The organism is Paenibacillus sp. J22R67, from assembly GCF_059692175.1.
Window position 1 is genome coordinate 139,217 of record NZ_JCAUAX010000011.1, and the last position, 22,958, is coordinate 162,174.

Sequence of the window (22,958 nt, forward strand, 5' to 3'; positions counted from 1 at the left end):
GGTGCAATCATGCAAAAACTGATTCAAAGGCTAGCGAATTTGTCCGCCATAGGCATGTTTCTCATTCTCGCAATGGGCGCCTTGGTTACAAAGGCCGACGCAGGCAGAGGCTGCGGAGACGAGTGGCCGCTATGTCATGGGAAATTCGTCCCAGCGCATACGATATCATCGTTTATCGAGTACAGTCATCGACTGGTCGTCGGTATCGTGACGCTAATCCTGATTGCCACATTCATTCTAGTGTTTCGTTATGTCAAACGAAAAGATGCGAAATACTTCATCACTGGAACCGTTGTTATGACATTGGTACAAGCCGTAATGGGCGCACTCGCCGTCGTTTGGCCGCAATCTTCACTTGTACTGGCACTTCATTTTGGCTTATCGCTGCTTGCATTTGCATTTTCCTTGCTCCTTGCGCTTGTGTTTACACCTTGGGGCCAATTTCAAAGAGATACAGCCATTCGCAGTTCCTTTAAGGCGTTCGTATGGATAACAGCGATTTACAGCTATATTGTTGTTTACTTGGGTGCTTTCGTCCGTCATACAGTCTCCTCAGGCGGATGTTCAGGCTGGCCATTGTGCAATGGAGAAGTCATCCCTGAACTTAGCGGCGCGACTGGCATTGTTTTTACTCATCGGATAGCGGCTTTACTGCTGTTTCTGTGCATTCTGTTCCTTTACTTACAAGCCAAACGTTACTACCAGAGCTCAGACAAATTGCGTTTTGGCAGCAAATGGGCACTGATCCTAGTTTCCCTGCAAGTTATCAGCGGAGCTGTTGTCACTTGGTCAATGGGGAATGAACTTGCTTATTTATTGACTGGCATGGTGCATGCTGTAATCGTTTCTTGTATGTTTGGATTCCTGTGTTATTTATGCGTACTTACGCTATATGATCGCAAAGCATAAGGCCCGGATGGGGCTGGCTTCTGGCAACATGACAGAACCGTTTTGTGGGAGAAGAGGCCTTCCTATTTATAGAGAGGGCTATTTCTTTTTATTTATGCCTATACTTACTTCTATTGTTGTTCATACGTTAAGCTTACTAAAAAAGGGGGTGTACCCATGCTGCGAGTATTGTTCAATGAACCAAAACGGGTAGACAGCGGACTTCTGCTGGAGGCTGGCAATGCGGTAAGAGTGTTTATCGAACATCTGGAATCGAAGGAACATCACCACACAGCTTCAGACTACCCGAAGTACCACCGGCAAGCGATCTGGAGTAAAGGGTTCATTGATGCCCTAGATGAGCTTGAGCAGAGCAAATACTGCTGTGAGCGTTACGCTGAGCATATTGATAAACTGTTCCTGGAGGATATGAACGCGCAAGAGATGGAAGCCTACCGTCTTTTCGTCTATTTTTTCAAAAATGCGTTCATTCGTCTATTTTCCATTTTGGACAAATTGGGTACATTCATGAATGATTTATTTGAGCTAAAAACTGAGGTGCTGAAGGTGCGGTATTCGTACTTTACGGTATTGCGCAGGATGCATGAGAAGAAAATTCACGAGGCACTCGAAGTTCAGCTATATACGCTCAAAATGGATTTTAAATCTCCGCTCGATCGTCTGCGTAATCAACGCAATATGGAGATTCACTATATTAATGCCGAGATGTTGGATGATCTCATGCAAAAGGAACCGTATCCTGGGGATCGGATTCATGTCGAGAATGTAAAATCAAATGTGGCTGATCTCCAGCAGGGATTTGATATGGTTTGCCGAACCTTAACTATAGCATTCTCTTATATTACGGCTAGTATTGCAAAGGGGTAAGGGGACCATGGAATTAAGAGGCCGAACGGTTCTTATTACAGGCAGTGCGAAAGGACTCGGCAAAATGACCGCCATCACCATGGCTAGACAAGGCTGTCAGGTGGCTGTTAATTATGTGAATAGTGAGAGGGAAGCCGCTGAGCTTGTCCATCACTTACAAGATCTTGGTGTTCGTAGTATTGCCGTCCAAGGCGATGTCGCTAAGCGCGAAGACATTACACGCATGGTGGAACAAACAACGACGCAGCTTGGCCCGATTGATATTCTCGTGAATAATGCAGGACCTTTTTTCCGGGAGCGGCGATTCTTTGCTGACTATGGTGTCGATGAAATTGAATATTTAATGCGCGGCAATTTGCTTGGCGTTATGGAGCTTGATCAATTGGTATTGCCAATGATGAGGGAGAAACGGTGGGGGCGCATTATCCATTTTGGATTTGGAAAAGCTGCCGAAGCCAGGGGCTGGACACATCGCGCCGTATACGCGGCAGCCAAGGTAGGCCTTGTCTCCTTCACGAAGACGCTGGCTGAAGAAGAAGCCAGCCACGGGATCACCGTGAATATGATTTGTCCAGGCGACATTCGAGGTAAAAATAAAGAAAGAACGATGCAGGAGGCCCGGCTGGAAGTTGATGGGGAAACGCCGGTTGGAAGACCGGGGACTGGCGAGGATGTGGCCAGAGTCATCGAATTTTTATGCTTGCCAGCTTCTGATTTCATCACAGGCAACATCATGGATATATCTGGTGGGCTCGACCCGATTCAGCCATTGCCGGTGCTTAATCAGCGCAAATAAATGAACAAAAAGAGCTTACCATGGAGGTAAGCTCTTTCTTATGATATAGTCGTATTAGAACACTTGCACGACTTCAGTTATACCTTCAACTTCTTCAACAAGTGCGCGTTCGATACCAGCTTTCAACGTAATCGTTGAACTCGGGCAGCTTCCACAAGCACCCATCAGTTTCAGCTTCACAATACCGTCTTCTACGTCAACGAGATCCACGTCACCGCCATCGCGTTGTAGAAAAGGACGAAGTTTATCTAAAACCTCAAGGACTTCATCATAAACAGCTTCTTTTGTTTTTTCAGACATTTGATTCATCTCCTTTCTTTTAATATTATATTACAATAATGATTAAATGAAAATGGTTTTCAACTTGAATATATCGACATAAGGTGGAATTTTTATTATGAGACCAATCATAGAGTTTTGCGCCAGCAACATGCACAATGGAACAGAGAAAGTCATGAAAGCACTAGAACAAAATCCTGACTATGATGTCATAGAATATGGCTGTCTTGGTAATTGCGGACAGTGCTACATGGAGCCCTATGCGCTGTTGAACGGCGAAATCATTGCCGCAGAGAACGCGGATCTGCTTCACGAACTCATTCTAGCTAAGATCAAAGATATTGAAGCAATGTACGATCTGCTAAGCGATTGAGCCTAAACTTACCCGAAGTGGCGTTTCGATTTCCAGAGAACGCCACTTTTTAGCATACGGGCAATTTTGCCAGTCATTAGTGTACGTTTGCCCATGATACCAAACCCGCTTTTTTTACCGAGTGAACCTAGTGTGCCTCTGAGCTTAATTTCACCAAGCCGCGGCGTTTCGCCTTTCCAAATCGCTTGCATGACTTCAGCAATCTGCTTGCCTTGCGCTTGTGCCGCTTGCGCACTTGGAGAGAAGGGCAGGGAAGCACAGTCGCCGACAACATACACGTCTTTATGATCTGGAATTTGGTGATACTCATTTAACAGGATACGCCCTTGACGGTCTTTAGGTACGTTCAGAGCTTCAACAATTGGATTCGGCTGAATGCCTGCTGTCCAGATTGTCGCATCTGTTTGAATGATCTCATCCCCGTTGTGCAAATCTCCACCGTCCAGACGACATAGCGATACATTTGGACGAAGCTCAATATGATGCTCAACCATCCATTCCCGCACATATTGCTGCAGGTTGCTTGGGAAGGCAGACAGAAGGCTTGGACCGCGGTCGATGAGTCGAATGTTCAGATCTGACCGGCTTTCTCTTAACTCCGCAGCCATCTCGACACCGCTTAGACCGCCACCGATAATGGTAACTTGTCCGTAAGGGACAATGTTATTAATGCGTTGGTACGTAGCGCGAGTTTGGGCCAACGTTTGAATGCTGGACGAGAATTCTCTTGCACCCGTGATGCCATGATAGCTATCTACACAGCCTAGACCAATTACAAGCCAATCATACGTAATAGGTTCTCTATCTTCAAAAAGAATTTCCTTCTTCTCCAAATCAACCGAGGAGACTTCTCCGTAAGTTAGCAATAAACGAGGATCATCCGGATAAGCCACTCGAATATGTGTTTCTGCAATTGTACCTGAAGCAAGCGCGTAATATTCCGTTTTTAGTCCTTGAAAAGGACTGCGATCGATCATTTCCAGTATGGTATCTTCCGGCAAATCTTTCTCCAACATGTTTAAGGCTATGGTCAGACCGCCATAACCTCCTCCGAGAATCACAAATTTTTTCATTACACTCCGTATCCCTTCTTGACTATTCTCTCTTCTCTAGTATGACTAATACACTTTAATTTCATTATAAAAGGTGTCGCGTTCAACGGCTGTACGTCCAGCACCTTGAATTAACCAAACAAGCTCGTCCCTTGTAAGACCTTCTGGGGATAATGCGCCGGCTGCGTGTGAAATTTTCTCTTTCACAATCGTTCCATGCGCATCAGAAGCACCGAATGTGAAGGAAAGCTGAGTCAATTTCGTACCAATATTAATGAAGTAAGCTTTGATATGAGGGAAATTATCCAGCATCAAACGGCTAATTGCGATGGTTTTCAGCTCGTCCCATGCGGGTACACGTCTTTTGAGGCCCGCGGTTTTGCTAGCAGGTTGGATGGAGTTCGGAATGAATACCAGGAACCCGTTCGTTTCGTCTTGCAGTTCGCGTAAAAGCATCATATGGCGAATGCGCTCTTCCTTCGTTTCAATCGACCCGTACAACATCGTTGCGTGAGTTTTCATACCAAGCAAATGCGCGTTGCGATGAACATCGAGCCATTCTTCCGAAGAGGCTTTTTCGACCTTCATTTTGGACCGGTAGCGCTCCGTTAGAATCTCGGCTCCGCCGCCTGGAAGTGTGGACAGACCTGCATCCATCAACGTTTTCAAGACATCTCGGTAGCTTAGGCCACTGATGCGTGAGAAAAATTCGATTTCTGCCGCGGTATGCGCTTTGATGGTCACATCAGGGTAGGCATTTTTCAATTGGCGAATACAATCAACGTAATATTCAAAAGGCAGATGAGGATTATGCCCTTGGCTAATATGGAACTCTCTAATTTCTGGGTTAAAATGTTCAGCTACATAGTCTAACATCTGGCTTGGCGTAAGGGTGTATGCACCATCTTCGCCTTCATCGCGGCGGAAATGACAAAAAGCACAATGCTCCTCACACACATTCGTGAAATATAAACTCATATTTTGTACAAAATAAACCTTGTTTCCGTTCAATCGCGTATTTACTTTGTTTGCCATTTGTCCTATGCTCAGAAGATCATCCGATTCATACAAAAACAGTCCATCTTCCAAGGAAAGACGTTGACCGTGCTCAACTTTGTCGGCAATTTCTGCCATCCGTTTGATCGGGTCTGTGGTAATTACACTCATCTTTATTCCTCCTATGAAATTAAAATAAAGCACATAAAGAATCGACGCATCCATCAGCAGATGATCTCATGCGCCTTTTGCGGTGTGAGTGGCTCGCCTACCTGTCAGCCAGTTCGGTTCAGGAATTCACACATATAGGGAGCTTTGAGTTTGGCTCAAAGGCTCTCTACGGTTTTTCAATATACGTACAACCCATCGTAATCATTATAAACCTCCATGTGGGAGGGGGCAATATGATGAACATGGACATAAATTGACAATCTAGGAAATCTACAAATTTTGCTATCAAATTCGTAAAAAGGTTATTCCCAATATTAACAAATTCCTGTATACTATTGCAATGTGATTACGTAGGGCTAAAAGGTGATTATATCGTGCCAACATATTTCGTGACCGAATTGCAGGAACGATTAGATATAGCAATCGAACAGCTTCGAGGCCAAATGGTGACTTTAGGCACTGAATATGGTTTCCTGCATCCTGAAGTGCAGCGGTGTAGTCGAGAACTGGATCAGTTACTATTGCAATATTATGCAACACAACGCAAGCAGTAAGCCCGTGGAAACAATGCCTAGTCATGTATGCGCACCTGCCCTTGAGCAATGCACCGAATAGGAGTATACTTGATAGTAAGCATTACGAAATTTATGGATAATGCCAGTTTTCTACGATGGGAAACATTAAGGAGGGATTTCCGTTATGATCAACATTAGCGAATCAGCGAGTGATAAAATTAAAGAACTTTTGGCTTCAGAAGAGTCACCGAACCTGTTCTTGCGACTAGGTGTTAAAGCTGGTGGTTGCAGCGGCTTTTCTTACGGTATGGGCTTCGACGATGATCAGAAGGATGACGATAAAGAGTTTACCATTCACGGCGTGAAGGTTGTGGTGGATTCAGATAGCTCCAAATATTTGTACGGCGTCGAAATCGACTTCGAGGACAAAGGGATGGGCGGCGGTTTCACCATCAACAACCCAAATGCGGTAGCATCGTGTGGTTGCGGATCTTCCTTCAAACCGGCGGATTATGAAGGAACACCTGAGCCTTGTGATGACAAGGTTGAAGCTTAATAAGGATGAGAGCGGCTTGTAGCTGCTCTCTTTTTTTTACCCTTTTTTGGACGAGCTTTGAAAGATTTAATCTTATTTTCATAAAACTCTGCTGACAAAGGAGTATAATTGAAGAAAGTTCACAATCTTGACGAATTTAGATGGGAGTGATTTTGGTGAAACTTTTCAAAAATTTTCTGCAAGGATTTTTTTATGCTTTTATCTCCATTGGCGCGCTTCCGTTCTTATTGGTAAAAAGTATCCTGGAATCATTTTAAGGTTAATGTATAGAAGCATCCGGTCTTCTTCATTTATATAAGCTAAGAAGCAGCAGATTTTGCTGCTTCTTTTTTTTGCTTTACGGTACCGCACTCTGAAGAGTGGGAACTGTGGTCCTCTATTTCCTGATTTTTCAGCCCCAATAAGGGTCACAAAGACAATTAAAGCCCTGTAGTTCCGCACCAAACGAGAAAATGGCCAATTTGTAAAAATAGCGCCCTGTAGTTCCCCAACAACCATCAATCGCAATCGCGCAGTATGGCTCGAAGAACTGGATATTATGCTGTGTTTGACTTCTAGCGCAGCCACCAAATTCCCGCGCACTCCGGAAGTTGTGTCCATCCTTCACTAACAACCTGCTGAGCTAGATCATCCCCAAAGAAAAATCTACTCAACCGCTCAGCCTCTGCTAAGCTGTCAAATTGATAATCAGTCCGAATCCACGTATGGGACATTCTATATTCATTTTCAAGCAAATCGTAATAGGCGCGCAAAAAACTCGGAGGATTGGGGACGGTGGATCCCGTTCCGAAATTCTCGAAAATAATAACGCTGCCGCCAGGGCGAAGTACTCGCCTTATTTCCGCCATGACCTGATGAATGTTTTCTTTCCAATTTGGAATGTTTGAACTCCCTAAATAACAGATACTCCAGCCGGATACGATTAAATCGTAGCTGTTATCATGGACAGGGAGCTTTCGGTGGTCGGCAACCTGTGTAGCCCAATTAAGTAAACCGGCTTCTTGCAGCTTATCTGCTGTTACTTGTAACATGGCTTCTGATGCGTCAATGGCCAAGATTGATTTGGCTGTTGGGGCAAGCACACGGGTCAATCTTCCTGAGCCAGCACCTAGATCTAAGATGTCCAGACCTTCAACGGGTTGAATGCTTTCGATTACATCAAAGAGACTTGGCTGCTTAGAAATAAGCAAATCATAAGTTTCCGCTTCTGATTTGTAAATAGAATCATGATCAGGCATTGGTCAAACTCCTCCTTAGGTTAACGATACACATCCATCGTAAGGAGTGACGTTAGGAGAAGGTCAACATTTATTTAGCGGATTGGAACCGCATAAACCATAGTGAGCAGCTCATTCAGTTGTTTATGTTTGGTGATATAACCGTTCTCGTCAAACCAGCTGAGCAGCGCAGAGCTCATTGCGTAGTACTCATTAAGAATCAACTGTATGTCGTCGGTTCTATTTTGGTGCTCTAATTCAGTTATGTACTGCTCCTTATGACATTCATTTTCGAACATTAAATCCGTAAGGCAAATTCGACCGTGTGGTTTCAATACGCGGCGCATTTCGCTTAGAGCCAATACTTTTTGTTCATCTGAAATGTGGTGCAGGGCAAAGCTAGTTACAATGAAATCAAATTGACCATCTAGATAAGGGAGCGCAAGAAAGTTCCCGAGCTTAAGCTCCATCTGCGGATACTTGCGTCCACAGTGCTTCAGCATTTCTTTGGATTGATCAATCCCAGCCATTTGAATACCCTTATTCAGAAACTTCCCAGCTAAATTCCCCGTACCTGTTCCAATATCGAGTCCCCGTTCACCAGCCTTTGGGGCAACCCAGTCTACTGTAGTTTGAAGGGCTTTCTCGTAGTCCTTATATTCTCTATCATTATTAGCAACATTGTTGTCATGTGTGATGGCTTGATGGTCGAAATTCCATTTATCGTTCCAATTTTTTCTGGTCTCTCTTAATCGTTTGGACCCTTCGGCGAGCATGAAAATATCGTCTAATGGAAGTGTTGGTTGATATTTTAAAAGATCGATCATCGTATCCGTAGTTTCAATAATTTGTTTTAACTCCAGCCACTGGGAAAAGATGATTGACCGCTGCATTTCCAAATAATACTGAAGCTGCTCGGTATCCTCGTCATCAGCTTGAGGTAATGCTTTTTTAATATCCTCAATTGTCATCCCAGCTTCTCTCAGAGAAATAATCGTTTGTAACCTCCATACTTCCTTTTCCGTAAATGTTCTATATAAATTGTGCTCCTGTTTGTGAGGAGAGATCAGCCCTTTTTGTTCATAAAAGCGAATCGTTCTTGGAGAAATGTTAAGCTTCTCTGCTAATTCTTTAATTTTCATCCTAAAATCAACCCTCCTTCCCCTACTAAACCTTAACCTAAGGTAAAAGTAAAGAGGGCTTGAATCCTTATTAGGGGAACCTTTTGCTCATAGAAGAATAAAATAGAATGAAAGAGTACTAGCTTGAACTAGGAGAAGGGGGTGAGTACATGGCAACTAGACAAGCATTTATCGAGCTGATTGCTCCGATTGCTGTAAAACTTCGTTTGGATAATTCTCCGATATTCCCATCAGTACGTATTGCTCAGGCAATTCTGGAGACAGGCGGGAAAGTGAATGCGTGGAACAACTTGGTAGGTTACAAGGTGGGCAGCGGTGTGCTTACGCCTTATTGGTCTGGTGACAGAGTATCGGCCTTGACGTGGGAGATGGTAAACGGAGTGCGTTACGATAATGTGCCTAGTGATTTCCGCGCGTATCCGACGATTGAGGCAGGTTTTCGGGATCAAGATCTCCTCTTTCAGTTCCCCCGATATGTCCGTGTAAGGAATGCCACAAGCCCAGGAGAACAAACACAAGCTTTGCAAAGCAGTGGATACGCTACGGATATCGCTTACGCAAGTAAGCTGAATAATTTGATACAAACAAATGGATTAACGAGATATGATGAGGAGGTTGTGAAAATGTTAGAGCAGCTGCAGGCGCAAATAGCAGCCTTACAGACCAGAGTGAGCGCATTAGAGGGACAAGCGGCGCTAAAGGAAGTGCCCGTATGGGCCAAAGCTGCGGTTGATGCGGCGGTTAAGGCAGGTCTGATCGATACCCCCAAAGACGGAAGCTATGATTTTTACCGATTGTTAACGGTGCTCCATCGCAAAGGAATTATCTAAACCACATAGTCGAAAAAAAAGAGCCGCATGTGACGGGGAATCATTCCTAGTACACGATGCGGCCTTTAATTTTTACGTTCTCGCCATATTTGGCTTTCATAAGTTTTGTTTGATCTAGCATATACGAATAGATTTCTTTCAAGCGGTTCTTTTTAGGTTTAATCGTTTCTTTGATTTCACCATTCAATACAATATCGTAGACGATCATGGGCTATCTCTCCTTTAATTAACGTTCTAGTCCTATTATATGCAATGAATATTAACGGGCGATTAAAATTTCTTTTCAATTTTGTGAACTTCGTTAAGGAAATATTAAGTATTCCGCGGATTTTTACAAAATAAGCGATCAATTTTTTTTATCGATATTGGAGTACTCTAGCATGTGTATAACTTTATACACAGTATCCCCCAAGCAATCATACCGTTTAGGGGGGATATCAACAATTTACCCACAGGATATACACAACTTTCTGTGGATAACGGAACAGTTGTTCTATTTTTAACCCCATGATAATATAATTACAAATTATAGAATAAAGGTGATTTCAGTGAGACAAATTAGCGACGAAACATTGATCGACTCTTATTACAAAGCACTGGATTTGAGACTAGAATCAGATTTTGTTGATCTATTGCTCGCCGAAATCCAGAGACGGAACTTGAAGCTGCAGGTCTACATCAGGGATGAAGCTCCGCTCAACTAGCGTATTTACCTTTTACTTCATCTACGAGAGTTTATGCTCATAGATTTGGTATCTGAATGGTTAAACTGTGCATACAATCGGGGCAATTGAGCAAATGAAGGCATTTACCACCATGACCTGACAACATGCCATCCGAATCAGACATCGAGTACTCATCAATCTCCCGATAGGGGGAGTAGGGACCAAGGTAGTCGCTTAGTCTGCCGCCATCACACATAGCATGTGAACACACGGGGCATTCGGTGGTTAATTCCTGCAGGCCATTGCAAACCGGACATATAGATGACAAAGGGGTATTCCTCCTAATCCGAAGATTAGGTATAGAATACCCCTTTTTATGTAGAAAGATTAAGAATTAAAATTTCAAATTCGAGCTGTGTCCTGGTGAAAGCTTAGCAGTCGGGTCAATATAAACTTTGGCGTTATTAATTGCCGTAGGTGCTTCACCGAAGCCAACAGCAATCAATTTCAATTTGCCCGGATATGTTGTGATGTCTCCTGCAGCGAAGATTCCCGGAATGTTCGTTTCCATTCTGGAGTCTACGACGATCGAACCGTTCTCAATGTTAAGACCCCACTCAGCGATCGGTCCAAGGGAAGATACGAATCCAAAGTTAACAATTACAGCATCGACATCATGAACGGTTTCTTCGCCCGATTTGATATCTTTCAGTGTAACTTGCTCGATACGGTCGCTGCCTTGAAGCTTCGTAATTTCTGTAGGTGTTACGATGTTTACTTTGGAGTTCATCAGGTTTTCCACACTGTGCTCGTGAGCACGGAATTTATCACGACGGTGGATAAGTGTAACTTTCTCAGCAATTGGCTCGAGCATTAGCGCCCAGTCTACCGCGGAATCCCCGCCACCGCTGATCAACACTTTTTGACCGGCAAAAGCATTCAAATCGTTCACGAAATAGTGTAAGTTCTTTTTCTCGAATTGCGCTGCTTCCGGAAGTTCTAAGCGACGCGGTTCGAATGCGCCAACTCCGCCTGTGATAATGACGGCGCGGCTAGTGTGCGTACCTTTGTCCGTTGTGATTTCGAAGAGACGCTCTTCTTTCTTAACTACTTGATGTACTTTCTCTTCTAGGCAAGCATCTATAGGAAAGTGTTTCATTTGAGCTAGTAAGTTATTGACTAAATCTTGCGCCGTTACTTTCGGGAATCCGGCTACGTCATAAATGTACTTCTCAGGGTAAAGCGCGGCAAGCTGTCCACCTAGTTGCGGCATGCTTTCAATAATTTTCACGGACGCATGGCGCATTCCAGCGTAGAAGGATGCGAACATCCCAGCAGGTCCCCCACCGACGACGATAATATCGACGATGTCTTGATTAGTTTCTTTCTCGATCATTGTTAAACTCCTCCGATTCATTTCCTTTGATGTGGCATTATTCTGAGAATTGCAAGAATTGCCACAATCATTATTCCATTATAAACGTCTCTTCTATTGAAGGAAACAGAAAAGTGTGATTTCTTTATATAAATCGCTTATAAATATGATAAGTAATGCTTACAATGGTTGGACACGCCAGAAGCGGCTGTAAGCTTGATTTTAAGCCAAAATAGCACTTGATCTTTACTAATTTAAATTATATTATATCATGAGAATCGGTTTACCATGTTTAGACTAAATTTGTGTTTTTTGATGCTTTTTGATCATAAATCACTGCGTGTGAGAGCAAACTAGAGGCAGTATACCACTTTCGAAGCTGTTTGTGTAAATTTTCACAAGATAGAGAAACCATGGGACAATAAAATCGGATATGGAAGTGAGAGAGACATGAGTAGAATACCAAGAATCGTTATTCTAGGAGCCGGGTACGGCGGGATTCTTTCTGCAATTCGATTGCAAAAGGAATTAAATTACAACGAAGCTGATGTAACACTCGTAAACAAGCATGATTACCACTACATTACCACGCATCTCCATATGCCTGCTGCTGGGACAGATAATCCTGAAAATGCACGCGTGAACATTCTGAAATTAATTGATGAGTTCAAAGTGGATTTCGTGAAATCGACTGTTACCCAAATCCGTCCGCATGAGAAAAAGGTTATTCTCGAAGACGGTACGCTTTCTTATGACTACCTAGTTATCGGTCTTGGTGGCGAAGCTGAAACATTCGGTATCCCTGGACTCAAAGAAAACGCGCTGAATATCCGCAGTATCAACAGTGTTCGCTTCATTCGCGAGCATATTGAATATCAATTCGCGAAATACAAGCGCGAGCCGGACCGCAAAGATTACCTGACGTTCGTTATCGGTGGAGCTGGATTTACTGGTATTGAATTCATTGGTGAGCTTGCAGATCGTATTCCACAGCTTTGCAAAGAGTTCGACGTCGATCCTTCCCTTGTGAAGATTTATAATATTGAAGCTGCTCCAACAGCGCTGCCAGGCTTTGATCCTGAACTGGTTGAGTATGCAATGAAAATTTTGACAGACAAAGGTATCACGTTCAAAATCGGCACAGCGATCAAAGAATGCACGCCGGAAGGTGTTCTTATCGCAGGCGATGAGTTTATCAAAGCTGCAACGGTTGTTTGGACAGGCGGTATCCGCGGTAACCACATGCTGGACGAGGCTGGATTCGAAACGATGCGCGGCAGAATTAAAGTAGATGAGTACCTGCGTGCTCCTCAATTCGATAATATCTATGTGGTAGGTGACTGTTCGATCGTCATGAATGAGGAAGGCAGACCGTATCCTCCAACAGCACAAATCGCGATGCAGCAAGGGGAAGCAGTAGCTCATAACCTGATTGCTTCCATTCGCGGTTCGCAGATGAAAACATTCAAGTTCTCCAACAAAGGTACAGTTGCTTCCTTAGGTAAAGGACAAGCCATCGGTATTGTTGGTTCTCGTAAACTCAAAGGTAATGTAGCAGCCATGATGAAAAAAGTGGTTGATATGAGATACCTCTACATTATCGGCGGAATTCCGCTCGTTATTCGTAAAGGGCGTTTCTAGTCATCATTCGTAATCGGGGGGATCGTTATGCGGCACTGCAGTGTCCAAGTAAGAGGACTTCTTACCCGGGATGAGCTGGATCGTTACAATGGACTGATTGAAGTCGGTCATTTTCTGGAGACGGAGAAACGTTACGATCATGTAGCTGTTGTACAAAAGGAAATTGATATTCTCATCCTTCCAGCCATCGAACGGTTGAAGGAAAAGAGTCGTCAGCGTGACCGTGATACCGAGGCGTATCTAGCACGCAAAGCGCAGATGGAAGCCGAACTTGCAGCTGCGCTGCGCGACGACGATGATGAGGAATAAACCATAAAGAAAGCTTGCTCTCAGAGGGCAGGCTTTCTTTTTTTTACTATAAAAAGAAGGACAGACACGAGGTCCATCCTTCTGCATGATTTTAAATCGTAATGAGTTTAGTAAACTTCTCAGGTGTAAGCAGGTTACCTACATAGAAATCACCGAATTCACCGAAACGTGCGCTCACTTCGTCAAAACGCATTTCATACACGAGCTTTTTGAAATGCAGAGGATCATCGGAGAACAGCGTTACGCCCCACTCCCAATCATCCAGACCAACAGAACCCGTGATGATTTGTTTCACTTTACCCGCATATGTACGGCCAATCATGCCATGACTGCGCATCATCGTTTTGCGATCATCTGCAGGGAGCATGTACCAGTTGTCATTGCCTTCGCGACGTTTATTCATCGGATAGAAGCAGATATGCTTCGTTTTAGGCAGCGTTGGCTTCAACCGAGCTTGAATCTCTGGGTCTTCCGCAGGATCAACCCCAGGTTTAGCCAGGTAACTGCTTAATTCTACGATAGAAACATAGGAATATACCGGGATTGTAAAAGCAGCGAAGCTGGATTTATTAAAAGCATTTTCCAAATCATTCAATTCTTCTAACGTTTCGCGTAATTGCATGAATACAAAGTCAGCTTTCTGTCCAACGATGCTATATACGGCAGTGCTGCCTAATTTATCGTTTTCAATTTGCTGCCACTCGGACAGGAATGTATTCAGCTCTTCCGTTGCATATTTACGCTCTTGCGGGGTTGCGGCATGCCATGCGTTCCAGTCAATCATTCGGAAATCATGGAGCGCATACCAGCCTTCCAGCGTTTGTACGGCTTCACTCATGAGTGTTCCTCCATTCAAGGCTAATATCCCCTACATTGTATCCAATTCATGGGGAAAGGGCAAATGAACAAAGGGTGAATTGGAAAATGTTCAATTTGTGTACACTTTACCTGTGCGATCTCGTGGATTACAATGAAAAGAAAGCGGAAGTTGAGTTTCATAATTAGGGGGATCAGACATTGCTGCAGATGATTATCGCCACTGTCTTAATGATGGTGTTATTCTTTGGAATCGGTTTTATTTTGAACATGCTGATGAAGACCACTTGGTTTCCACTCTATGCGTTTATCGCTCTGGTCATTGGAGTCGTGATTTACGGGTCAATGGGGTCGGCCTCTTTTCTATCAAGCGGGGATAGCTTTACGATTGTTGATATCGTTCCGGCCATCGGCGGCTTGGTTGGCGCTATTCTTAGCGGATCAGCCATCAAAACATTACGTATCAAAGGATTTAAAATGTTCTAGTGTAATAATAAAAGGCAAAGCGGGCTACGATAAAGTGAAGTTCTTGAACTTGACCTTACGGAGGAGACGACTTTGCCTTTTGCCCATTTAAAAGGGACGATTCTGAATTATGAGATTTCAGGAACCGGCACCCCGATCGTGTTTATTCATCCGCCTCTGTTGACTTCGGAGGCTTTCTTTTATCAAAAAAAACAGTTATCTCAGCATTTTCAGGTGATCACTTTTGATATTCGTGGGCATGGAGCCAGTCAAGCTTCCGAACGCCCGCTCAGCATTGAGTTAATGGCAAGGGATGTTCGCATGCTGCTGGATGAAATAGGGATTGAACAGGCTTACCTTTGCGGATATTCAACTGGTGGGATGATCCTGCTGGAAGCGCTTCTAGCTTATCCTGAGCGTTTCCTAGGGGGAATCGTGGTGAGCGGTATGTCGGAAATGACTGATGTGTATAACAAAATCAGGGTGTGGATGGCGTGTAATATGACCGGCCCGAATTTACTTATGAATCTGTTGAAAAAAGCGATCACGAATGGAAACGCAGACAATACGGCAACGTATCAGCAGCTGTACGAAAGCTCCCTGAAAGACACGTCCGATGATGTTTGCATGTATTTTAAGCAAGCCCTTAACTACACATGCACGCATCGACTCCGCAATATTAAGCATCCGATCTTGTTGATGTATGGTACGAAGGATCGTTCTTTTCATCGGTATGCGAATTTGCTTCACCAGGGTCTCCCTCATAGCTCGCTCTATTTCTTAAAGGATGCGAAGCATCAAATTCCGATCAAAAGCGCAGCCAAGATGAATGATTTGATCCGTTTGTGGGTAGAAAGTCTGGAAGATCAGCACACAGATCGGGGGCTACTCGACTTGTCGATTGCGCAGAAGATGAATCCTGCCATGTACGGAGAGGATACCCGTGGAAATGAGGAGCCGGTGATTTCACCTGACTGAATCGGGTACGTCTGAATAAGCAAAGCTTCTTATAGACAAGGGGTTGTCCAAAGGTCGTAATCAGACCTTGAGGCAACCCCATTTCTTTTATTCAAAATGATCCAGAACAATTTTGCCTATCGTGTGGCCTTCCTCAAGCATGGCATGCGCCTTGCGCAGGTTTGCAGCATTGATTGGCGTTAACCTCTGAGTCACTGTGTTGCGCAGAGATCCGCTATCGACTAGCCCGGCTACTTCATTAAGCAGCTTGTGCTGTTCGATCATGTCCGATGTTTGAAACATCGCACGCGTGAACATCAATTCCCAGGCGAATGTGACGCTCTTGTTTTTCAATAGATTCATATTCAGCGCTTGATCGGTTTCTACAATCGAACAGATTTTCCCTTGCGGAGCGATCGCGTCAGCCATATTCTGCCAATGCTGAGCTGTGCTATTTAAGCAGAGGATATAGTCAACGTCAGTTAGGCCGATCGCGTTTAATTGAGCTAAGAAAGCATCATAGTGGTTAATGATATGATCGGCCCCCATCTCCTTCACCCATTGCGTGGATTCAGGGCGTGAAGCAGTACCGATGACAGTTAATCCGGCAAGTTTCGCGAACTGCGTGGCGATAGAGCCCACACCACCAGCTGCTCCGATGATCAGTATGGTTTTGCCGGCGTTGTCATGTGTATGTCGTGACACACCAAGCCGGTCATAGAGCGCTTCCCAAGCGGTGATGGCTGTTAACGGAAGCGCGGCGGCATCGGCGAAGGTCAGCGATTTCGGTTTCTTCCCAGCGATCCGTTCGTCAACGAGGTGGAACTCGCTGTTGCCGCCGGGGCGTGTTATACTGCCGGCGTAATAGACCTCATCACCCGGTTCAAACAAGGTGCAATCCGGTCCGGTTTGCTCCACAATACCCGCGACGTCCCAGCCCAAAATGCGAGGTGCGTCTTCTGTTTTCTCTTTCGGAGCACGTACTTTCGTGTCTACGGGATTCACTGAAATGGCTTTGACCTTGATCAGCAGATCCTTGCCAGTGGGCAGCGATTTCTCGATGTCAACGTGAATAAGGCTTTCAGGATGATCAATAGGAAGATAACGGAAAAGTCCTACGGCTTTCATAGTTTCTTGGGAAGTCATATGCTCATCTCCTATAAATGATAGTTATAATGTTGTCAGTGTAGCTCATTCATTCTAAAATAGGAAGTACGCACATTCGTGTGGTATAGTATCAATTTGTATACTAAGGAGGTGCCAAAGCATTATGCGCGATCGCGAAACCGGCTATGGCAGCACAGGAGATCGAGAAGGCTGCCCTGTAGAATATACATTAGATGTTATCGGGGGGAAATGGAAGGGCGTACTCCTCTATCACATGATCGATGGCACCAAAAGATTCAATGAATTCAAACGAATTTGTCCATCTATTTCACAAAGAATGCTAACCTTGCAGCTGCGGGAGTTGGAGGAGGACGGCATCGTCCATCGCGAGGTGTATCACCAAGTGCCTCCCAAAGTGGAATATTCATTGACGGAATTTGGTCAAACCTTGACGCCGATTATTTTGTTAATGAAAGAATGGGGCAGTAAGTTTCAACAAAATTCGGAATGTTCCATCGAAAGCTGAGAGGCATCTAAGAAGCTAATCCAGCCAGCCGAAAGGTTGGTTTTTTCATTTTAGGTAATATTATCTTTCTCTAGTAGATACCAAGCATGTCGATTTTTGTGGTAGACTAGTAGAGAGAAACCGAGATGCCGGCAGAATGGCAGGCAATCGGTTGAGCCTAGGCAGGATGGTGCTGTAATCGGATGAGAATGACGAATATGCTGCATTTCACGGAGAATCACAGGTTTTGTGTAGGCCGTGAATTTTCTTTAAGCAGTTTGGATTTTAAAATGTTGGCGATGATGTATCAGCCAATGATCGGTGGTTTGGCTATAAGCCTCTATCAGGCTCTCTACCAGCAGATGAGTGCGGAAAAGGTCGGATTTTCGCCGTTAGAGCAGCAGCGCAAGCTATTTCTGCTGCTTGACCTTGAGCAGGGAGAACGAGGCCGGAAGTATTTGATTGAGCAATCTTCCAAGCTTGAGGCCATTGGCCTCTTGCAGACAACTCGCAAGTTTTTGGCGGATGAAGAAGATTATATTTTTGTTTACACGTTGTTCGCGCCGCTTGGCCCCAATGAATTTTTCCGGAATCAGCATTTGACACTGCTGCTCCGCGACAAGGTCGGGAAGTTCATGCTGCTCTCTCTTCGGGAAGATTTGCTGGCGCCGGAGCCAGAAGAGTGCCGCGAAGCAACGGAAGAGAATCTATCAGTTCCCTTTTATGATCTATTCAGGCTTAATACCCAAGTGGTTGATTATGAGTTGGAGCAAGCGCTATATGAAGCTTCTGCCAGCAAACAGGGTGAGGCTCGAATGGATGTCACGACCAAAGGCTTCCAGTATGCAGACATTATCATGAGGTTCCCGCGTGGAGCGAGTAATCGGATTTTCGTCGAAGCGCTCAAGCATAAGCCAGATCAGATGGCGGCCATTAATATCGTGGCCAAGAAGTATAATCTTTCCCTGCAGGAAACATGCCGATTGCTCGATGAAGATGGCGTGTTTAGCGAAGAAGGCGAGCTGCAGATGGATCTCATGCAGTACAACGCGAACCTCTTTTATAGGCAAAGCAAGAAGCGTGATGAGGAAAGAGAACGAACAATATCCAGGTCGGAAGAGGCTGGAGCCGAGGACTCAGTCGAACAGACTGACGAGAAATCAGTTGAGATGGCGTATTATTTGGAAGTACCGCAGCAGCTGCGCGGCGAATGCACGGATCATCAATACAACTACATTATGCGTAACGAGCCGTATACAGCAGTCCTGAAAATGTTCTTTACACAGGGCTCTATTCCTGACGGCGTACTTAATATATTTGAGAAGATTGATTTGAATTATAAGTTAAACGAAGAAGTCATCAATGTATTGATCCATTTCCTGCACATCGATCGCCGCTCTTGGGCGAAGTCTTCGATTGAAGCGGTTGCTTCGGATATGCTCGGCAAGCAAATTATCACGTACGAGCAAGCTGTGGAGTATGTGCGCGAGAAAATCAGCTATAAACAGAAAGCTGCATCCAAAGTTGAGGCTGCCAAGGCCGGTGGAGGCTCCGTGACCAGAGGTCGGCAAGGCAAGACGCAGAAGCCGCACATCCCGATTGTGGTCCCGGATGCAGGCGCTGCAGCTTCTTCCAGACTGTCCGAAGAAGAGCTGGAGGCTGCAAGAAGGATGGCGCAGAAGCTGGATGAGCGCTTTAATCGGAAGAACTGACGAGCACTTGTAGGGCCGTAGAGTACCAGGAGATAACACAATGTAGGAGGTGCCGCAATCATGGAATCGCTGTCGCACATTCTTAAATCCATGCCTAATTCGGAATGGAGACGAAAGGCGGAGGCCAAAATCAAGGCTGTCATGGATGACGCCTTAGTTCATAAGTTCCGTCAGAAGTATCCGTTTGTCGATGATTATACAGTCAAGATTAATATGAATAAGCTGTACCAATACGTGACCGAGTACAAAAGTTGTTCCAACTGCCCAGGTTTGGAGAACTGCCCGAATGATATGACGGGTCACTATACGATGCTAACTGCCGATACGGATAACGATAAAGTGTACATTCACGAAGAAAAAGTAGCGTGCAAGAAGTTTACCTCCAAGCAGTTGCAGGACGCGATTTCCTCACGAATCCGGACCTTCCACGTAGATCCGCGTATGATTTCGCGCAGCTTCTCGTTTGGTGATATCCTTGAAGCGGATTTGGATCGGGCGAAAGCCGTGATGCAAATCAATGACTACGTTAGCCAAACCATGGAACTTGGCCTGCAAGCTCGTGGGCTTTACTTAAGCGGATCGTTCGGTACGGGAAAAACGTTCCTCATGGGCTATATGCTGCATCAGCTCGCCAAAGTCGGTATGACGGGGGCTATCGTCTATATGCCGGATTTTGCCGAGGATTTGAAAGGCATGTTCCAAGAGCCTTATAAGTTGAAAGAGACGATCGATCTTCTGAAAGAAACAGATCTGCTTGTTTTTGACGATATTGGCGCTGAAAACCTGAACCCATGGCTCCGTGACCATGTCATTGGGGCGATTGTGAACCACCGGATGAACCGGAAACCGACCTTCTTTACGTCGAACTATGCGCTGCATGATCTGGAGAAGCATTTCAGCTTCACGAACAAGGATGGCGACGAGGAATACAAGGGACAACGGATTATGGACCGTATTCGTCCTTTTGTTGATGTAGTTGAAGTGACCGGTACGAACAAACGAGGAAGATCGTAAAGTTGGGCTGAAAGTATCCTTTGCAAGATAAAAGTGTAAAAAGTACAGCAAACTGAGGAGTCAGTTGTGAATTTTGAAGTGATCCTGCATTTCATACATCAAAATCGCTCCATTTGGCTGAAAAAGAGTGAATATCCTATATTTTGATGTGCTTTATGCAGGTGTTTGCTCACAAAGCGAAATAAAGCTTGAATTTGGTGTAGTTTTTACACGATTCGAGGTCTAACACCAGTTCCAACGAACAAAGACCCTTCAACCACTGGAAACGTGGATGGAAGGGTCTTTATTTTATCAATGAAGGTTATGATTTCTTTAAACGTTCCAATTGGGTGGTTACGCTCTCAATCATTTGAACAAATGAAGTAAGTTCCTGCGCACTGGCTGCTTGTGTACGAGCGAAGTGAGTCGTTTCCTCGGAGCCCTTCTGCACGAGCTCAAGCTTCTGAGTGATCAGCTTCAGCTTCTTCTGGATAGTGTCGAGCGCTTCACGTGAATGCGTAGCTAGCTTACGCACTTCATTGGCGACAACTTCAAAGCCGCGGCCATGCTCGCCTGAGCGTGCAGCCTCGATAGCTGCATTAAGGCCAAGCAGATGTGTCTGGTCGGAGATTTCTTTCATAACGGAACCCATTTTGGAGATATCTTTGATCTCATGTTGGAGTTCGTCAATGCGATGATTGGATAAATCTTGCGATTCCGCTGTTTTTATCGCCGTATCGGCTACTGTTTGACTGCTGCCGCCTAGCTCTACCATCATGGAAGCAAGGTCCTGCACAACACTGGAGATCGTCGTCAGCATGATGTCCTGCTCGTCCACCAGTGTTTGAATTTTCAACTTCTCATCCTGCTCGTAGGCTTCCAAAACAAGTTGGCTGTCCAGATTGAACATTTTACTTAACGCATGGAGCACTTGCGTCCACTCATCAGGCATAATTTCTTTGAAATGCTGTGTAGCGATGTCGGTATATTTCAAATACGTGCCCAAATACCAGGAGGTTGTCAGGCCGATACGGGAGTGAACTTTTCCAATATATAAGCGCTTCATTATGTATTCATCATCAATAAGTCCGGATGCCATGGATAGAAAGTACCAACGCTGCGTCTCTTTTAGGCGCTCGATTGTACTGTGCTGCTTAATAATCGCTACGAGCTCAGGAATTTGGATGATATCGGCATACAATTGGTCGACCAGTTGTTCTACAACACGTTGGAAAGCTTCTTCTTTGCTTTTTAATAATCGTAAGTCTGCGTCCGTTAAGCCGATAAAAGAAATCAGTTTTTGACGTTCTGGATGAACTTTAATCATTTGAATCGCAAGTCTCCTTTGAAAATAGGAATGATCTAATGAAATGAAGGCTGATCTAATGAAAAAACCGCCCTACACAACAGTGCAAAGCGGTTGACTTATGGGCTTGTACAAGCCTACTTCATGACTTGAATAACAGTTGCAACGGCTGCAATGATAAACAAGATGCCAAAGAACGCGCCAAATCCGATACCAACATCCATGAAATCGTTGCGCGGCTCTTCATACACGTGAAGCTCAGGGTGTTTAGGATCGCTCATGTGGTTACCCCCTAACGTCCGACATTCTAAAGTTTAAACTTAGTATACCCAAATTCGTCGAAACTTGTAAAGCTAATGGAAGTGACAATTATGCAAACAATAACAGACAGAAGCGGAAAGAATAAAATAAGTCTTGACTCTAACATTAGTGTTATGGTTTACAATAAAGTTATCCTTACTTGATCAAGGAAAAGGAAAAAGGTGAAAGCCATGCGGATTAGTGAATTATCCAAGCTTACAGGTGCCAGCATTCGTTCTTTGCGGTACTACGAGGCCAAGGGGCTTATCGCAACGCAGCGTGAAGAGAATGGCTATCGGGTTTTTAACCAAATGGCTGTTGAACGCGTGAAAACCATTCAGTTTTATTTGAGCCTGGGCTTTACGACCGAACAAATTGAAAGCTTTCTAAACTGCGTCATGAAAAATCAGGAGTCGCAATGCGATGATCTGCTGCCACTCTACACAGAGAAGCTGCAGGACATTGAGCGGCAAATGGAAATGCTGCAGATGCTGCAAGCGAATTTGAAGGATCGTATTGCTTATATTGAGCAGCAAAAGCTTCAGGGGCTGCCAGTAGGCATGCCATCCAAGTAGGTTCCAGTGCCTGCCAGATTGCTAACTTATGGTTTGGTTGAAATGGCCTATGGGTGTGGTATACTTTACATGTTGACGTTCATCGGTAGCAATTACTACTTGATGTTATAAATCCATTCTTAGAAGGAGGAACTATCATGGCAATCGTGAATGTTTCTGATAACAGCTTTAAAGCTGAAGTTGAGAGCGAAGGTACAGTACTTGTAGACTTCTGGGCACCTTGGTGCGGACCTTGCAAAATGATCGCTCCTGTTTTGGAAGAGCTTGATAAAGAAGTAGAATCTTTGAAAATCGCAAAAGTGAACGTGGATGACAATCCAGAGTCCGCTGCGCGTTTTGGCGTAATGAGTATCCCAACACTGATCGTTTTCAAAGACGGACAGCCTGTTGATAAAGTGGTTGGTTTCCAATCCAAAGAAGCTTTGAAAAATGTTGTAACTCGTCATCAATAAGTTGTTTCAAATTAGAAACAATTGTTCGTGTGAAAAAACTCATTTTCTGCTATGCTGAAAATGAGTTTTTTTGTGCA

At 44.6% G+C, this 22,958-nt stretch carries 28 protein-coding genes; 17 read left to right on the forward strand and 11 right to left on the reverse strand.

What is annotated here, in order from left to right; all coding sequences use genetic code 11:
• The first annotated feature begins 9 nt into the window (after positions 1-9).
• The 3 genes from AC58VC_RS30955 to AC58VC_RS30965 all read left to right on the forward strand — a co-directional run bounded on the left by AC58VC_RS30955 (position 10) and on the right by AC58VC_RS30965 (position 2,572).
• Positions 10-909 (forward strand): COX15/CtaA family protein, encoded by a 900-nt coding sequence (locus AC58VC_RS30955; protein ID WP_497374588.1) that lies wholly within the window; start codon positions 10-12, stop codon positions 907-909.
• Positions 910-1,065: 156 nt separating this feature from the next.
• The gene (locus AC58VC_RS30960; RefSeq protein ID WP_497374590.1) at positions 1,066-1,776 is read left to right on the forward strand and encodes a Cthe_2314 family HEPN domain-containing protein; all 711 of its coding nucleotides are present in this window, start codon (positions 1,066-1,068) and stop codon (positions 1,774-1,776) included.
• Between the two features lie 7 nt (positions 1,777-1,783).
• Positions 1,784-2,572 (forward strand): SDR family oxidoreductase, encoded by a 789-nt coding sequence (locus AC58VC_RS30965; RefSeq protein ID WP_497374592.1) that lies wholly within the window; start codon positions 1,784-1,786, stop codon positions 2,570-2,572.
• Positions 2,573-2,626: 54 nt separating this feature from the next.
• On the opposite strand, the gene AC58VC_RS30970 is transcribed toward AC58VC_RS30965, so the two are convergent.
• Positions 2,627-2,872, reverse strand: a complete 246-nt coding sequence (locus tag AC58VC_RS30970) for a NifU family protein (RefSeq protein WP_161408686.1) — start codon at positions 2,870-2,872, stop codon at positions 2,627-2,629.
• A 97-nt stretch (positions 2,873-2,969) separates the two neighbouring features.
• Between AC58VC_RS30970 and AC58VC_RS30975 the strand changes: the two genes are divergently transcribed.
• Complete coding sequence (locus tag AC58VC_RS30975) at positions 2,970-3,224, forward strand: YuzB family protein (protein WP_497374594.1); 255 nt, start codon at positions 2,970-2,972, stop codon at positions 3,222-3,224.
• 8 nt (positions 3,225-3,232) lie between these two features.
• Here AC58VC_RS30975 and AC58VC_RS30980 read toward each other — a convergent pair whose 3' ends face one another.
• Both AC58VC_RS30980 and mqnE read right to left on the reverse strand, forming a co-directional pair.
• On the reverse strand, positions 3,233-4,297 hold the full coding sequence (locus AC58VC_RS30980; protein WP_497374597.1) for an NAD(P)/FAD-dependent oxidoreductase: 1,065 nt from the start codon (positions 4,295-4,297) through the stop codon (positions 3,233-3,235).
• Between the two features lie 45 nt (positions 4,298-4,342).
• A complete protein-coding gene (gene mqnE, locus AC58VC_RS30985; RefSeq protein WP_497374603.1) occupies positions 4,343-5,443 on the reverse strand; it encodes an aminofutalosine synthase MqnE in 1,101 nt (366 codons plus the stop codon).
• 389 nt (positions 5,444-5,832) lie between these two features.
• Here mqnE and AC58VC_RS30990 point away from each other — a divergent pair, with 389 nt between their 5' ends.
• Positions 5,833-5,997: an aspartyl-phosphate phosphatase Spo0E family protein gene (locus AC58VC_RS30990; RefSeq protein WP_497374732.1), complete on the forward strand. Its 165-nt coding sequence runs from the start codon at positions 5,833-5,835 to the stop codon at positions 5,995-5,997.
• Positions 5,998-6,142: 145 nt separating this feature from the next.
• A complete protein-coding gene (erpA, locus tag AC58VC_RS30995; protein ID WP_145666784.1) occupies positions 6,143-6,514 on the forward strand; it encodes an iron-sulfur cluster insertion protein ErpA in 372 nt (123 codons plus the stop codon).
• A gap of 554 nt (positions 6,515-7,068) precedes the next feature.
• Here erpA and AC58VC_RS31000 read toward each other — a convergent pair.
• Positions 7,069-7,752 (reverse strand): class I SAM-dependent methyltransferase, encoded by a 684-nt coding sequence (locus AC58VC_RS31000; protein WP_497374605.1) that lies wholly within the window; start codon positions 7,750-7,752, stop codon positions 7,069-7,071.
• A 74-nt stretch (positions 7,753-7,826) separates the two neighbouring features.
• A complete protein-coding gene (locus AC58VC_RS31005) occupies positions 7,827-8,873 on the reverse strand; it encodes a methyltransferase domain-containing protein (protein WP_497374607.1) in 1,047 nt (348 codons plus the stop codon).
• 149 nt (positions 8,874-9,022) lie between these two features.
• On the opposite strand from AC58VC_RS31005, the gene AC58VC_RS31010 reads away from it, so the two are divergent.
• Positions 9,023-9,703: a glucosaminidase domain-containing protein gene (locus AC58VC_RS31010; RefSeq protein ID WP_497374609.1), complete on the forward strand. Its 681-nt coding sequence runs from the start codon at positions 9,023-9,025 to the stop codon at positions 9,701-9,703.
• A 46-nt stretch (positions 9,704-9,749) separates the two neighbouring features.
• Here AC58VC_RS31010 and AC58VC_RS31015 read toward each other — a convergent pair whose 3' ends face one another.
• Entirely contained in the window at positions 9,750-9,911 is a 162-nt protein-coding gene (locus AC58VC_RS31015) for a mechanosensitive ion channel protein MscL (protein WP_497374611.1), read from the reverse strand.
• A 340-nt stretch (positions 9,912-10,251) separates the two neighbouring features.
• On the opposite strand from AC58VC_RS31015, the gene AC58VC_RS31020 reads away from it, so the two are divergent.
• The gene (locus AC58VC_RS31020) at positions 10,252-10,407 is read left to right on the forward strand and encodes a sporulation histidine kinase inhibitor Sda (RefSeq protein WP_145666794.1); all 156 of its coding nucleotides are present in this window, start codon (positions 10,252-10,254) and stop codon (positions 10,405-10,407) included.
• A gap of 355 nt (positions 10,408-10,762) precedes the next feature.
• On the opposite strand, the gene AC58VC_RS31025 is transcribed toward AC58VC_RS31020, so the two are convergent.
• Positions 10,763-11,764, reverse strand: a complete 1,002-nt coding sequence (locus AC58VC_RS31025; RefSeq protein ID WP_497374613.1) for an NAD(P)/FAD-dependent oxidoreductase — start codon at positions 11,762-11,764, stop codon at positions 10,763-10,765.
• Between the two features lie 429 nt (positions 11,765-12,193).
• On the opposite strand from AC58VC_RS31025, the gene AC58VC_RS31030 reads away from it, so the two are divergent.
• Both AC58VC_RS31030 and AC58VC_RS31035 read left to right on the forward strand, forming a co-directional pair.
• Positions 12,194-13,384 (forward strand): NAD(P)/FAD-dependent oxidoreductase, encoded by a 1,191-nt coding sequence (locus AC58VC_RS31030; protein ID WP_497374615.1) that lies wholly within the window; start codon positions 12,194-12,196, stop codon positions 13,382-13,384.
• A 27-nt stretch (positions 13,385-13,411) separates the two neighbouring features.
• Positions 13,412-13,693, forward strand: a complete 282-nt coding sequence (locus tag AC58VC_RS31035; RefSeq protein WP_145666801.1) for a hypothetical protein — start codon at positions 13,412-13,414, stop codon at positions 13,691-13,693.
• Positions 13,694-13,784: 91 nt separating this feature from the next.
• On the opposite strand, the gene hemQ is transcribed toward AC58VC_RS31035, so the two are convergent.
• Entirely contained in the window at positions 13,785-14,531 is a 747-nt protein-coding gene (gene hemQ, locus AC58VC_RS31040; RefSeq protein WP_497374617.1) for a hydrogen peroxide-dependent heme synthase, read from the reverse strand.
• A 179-nt stretch (positions 14,532-14,710) separates the two neighbouring features.
• On the opposite strand from hemQ, the gene AC58VC_RS31045 reads away from it, so the two are divergent.
• A complete protein-coding gene (locus AC58VC_RS31045) occupies positions 14,711-14,995 on the forward strand; it encodes a YuiB family protein (protein ID WP_161408695.1) in 285 nt (94 codons plus the stop codon).
• 72 nt (positions 14,996-15,067) lie between these two features.
• Positions 15,068-15,952, forward strand: coding sequence for an alpha/beta fold hydrolase (locus tag AC58VC_RS31050; RefSeq protein ID WP_497374620.1), 885 nt, complete (start codon positions 15,068-15,070; stop codon positions 15,950-15,952).
• A gap of 87 nt (positions 15,953-16,039) precedes the next feature.
• Here the strand turns inward: AC58VC_RS31050 and AC58VC_RS31055 are convergent, their stop codons facing one another.
• Complete coding sequence (locus AC58VC_RS31055; protein WP_497374622.1) at positions 16,040-17,077, reverse strand: zinc-binding alcohol dehydrogenase family protein; 1,038 nt, start codon at positions 17,075-17,077, stop codon at positions 16,040-16,042.
• A gap of 124 nt (positions 17,078-17,201) precedes the next feature.
• Here AC58VC_RS31055 and AC58VC_RS31060 point away from each other — a divergent pair, with 124 nt between their 5' ends.
• The 3 genes from AC58VC_RS31060 (at position 17,202) to dnaI (ending at position 20,269) form a co-directional block, all read left to right on the forward strand.
• On the forward strand, positions 17,202-17,564 hold the full coding sequence (locus tag AC58VC_RS31060) for a winged helix-turn-helix transcriptional regulator (RefSeq protein WP_497374624.1): 363 nt from the start codon (positions 17,202-17,204) through the stop codon (positions 17,562-17,564).
• A 182-nt stretch (positions 17,565-17,746) separates the two neighbouring features.
• Positions 17,747-19,255, forward strand: coding sequence for a replication initiation and membrane attachment family protein (locus AC58VC_RS31065; RefSeq protein WP_497374626.1), 1,509 nt, complete (start codon positions 17,747-17,749; stop codon positions 19,253-19,255).
• A gap of 60 nt (positions 19,256-19,315) precedes the next feature.
• The gene (dnaI, locus tag AC58VC_RS31070) at positions 19,316-20,269 is read left to right on the forward strand and encodes a primosomal protein DnaI (protein WP_497374628.1); all 954 of its coding nucleotides are present in this window, start codon (positions 19,316-19,318) and stop codon (positions 20,267-20,269) included.
• 301 nt (positions 20,270-20,570) lie between these two features.
• Here the strand turns inward: dnaI and AC58VC_RS31075 are convergent, their stop codons facing one another.
• Both AC58VC_RS31075 and AC58VC_RS31080 read right to left on the reverse strand, forming a co-directional pair.
• A complete protein-coding gene (locus AC58VC_RS31075) occupies positions 20,571-21,575 on the reverse strand; it encodes a protoglobin domain-containing protein (RefSeq protein ID WP_497374630.1) in 1,005 nt (334 codons plus the stop codon).
• A 116-nt stretch (positions 21,576-21,691) separates the two neighbouring features.
• Positions 21,692-21,835, reverse strand: a complete 144-nt coding sequence (locus tag AC58VC_RS31080) for a YqzM family protein (protein WP_161408702.1) — start codon at positions 21,833-21,835, stop codon at positions 21,692-21,694.
• A gap of 210 nt (positions 21,836-22,045) precedes the next feature.
• Here AC58VC_RS31080 and AC58VC_RS31085 point away from each other — a divergent pair, with 210 nt between their 5' ends.
• Complete coding sequence (locus tag AC58VC_RS31085) at positions 22,046-22,429, forward strand: MerR family transcriptional regulator (RefSeq protein ID WP_497374734.1); 384 nt, start codon at positions 22,046-22,048, stop codon at positions 22,427-22,429.
• Positions 22,430-22,566: 137 nt separating this feature from the next.
• Entirely contained in the window at positions 22,567-22,881 is a 315-nt protein-coding gene (gene trxA, locus AC58VC_RS31090; RefSeq protein ID WP_161408703.1) for a thioredoxin, read from the forward strand.
• The last annotated feature ends 77 nt before the right edge of the window (positions 22,882-22,958 follow it).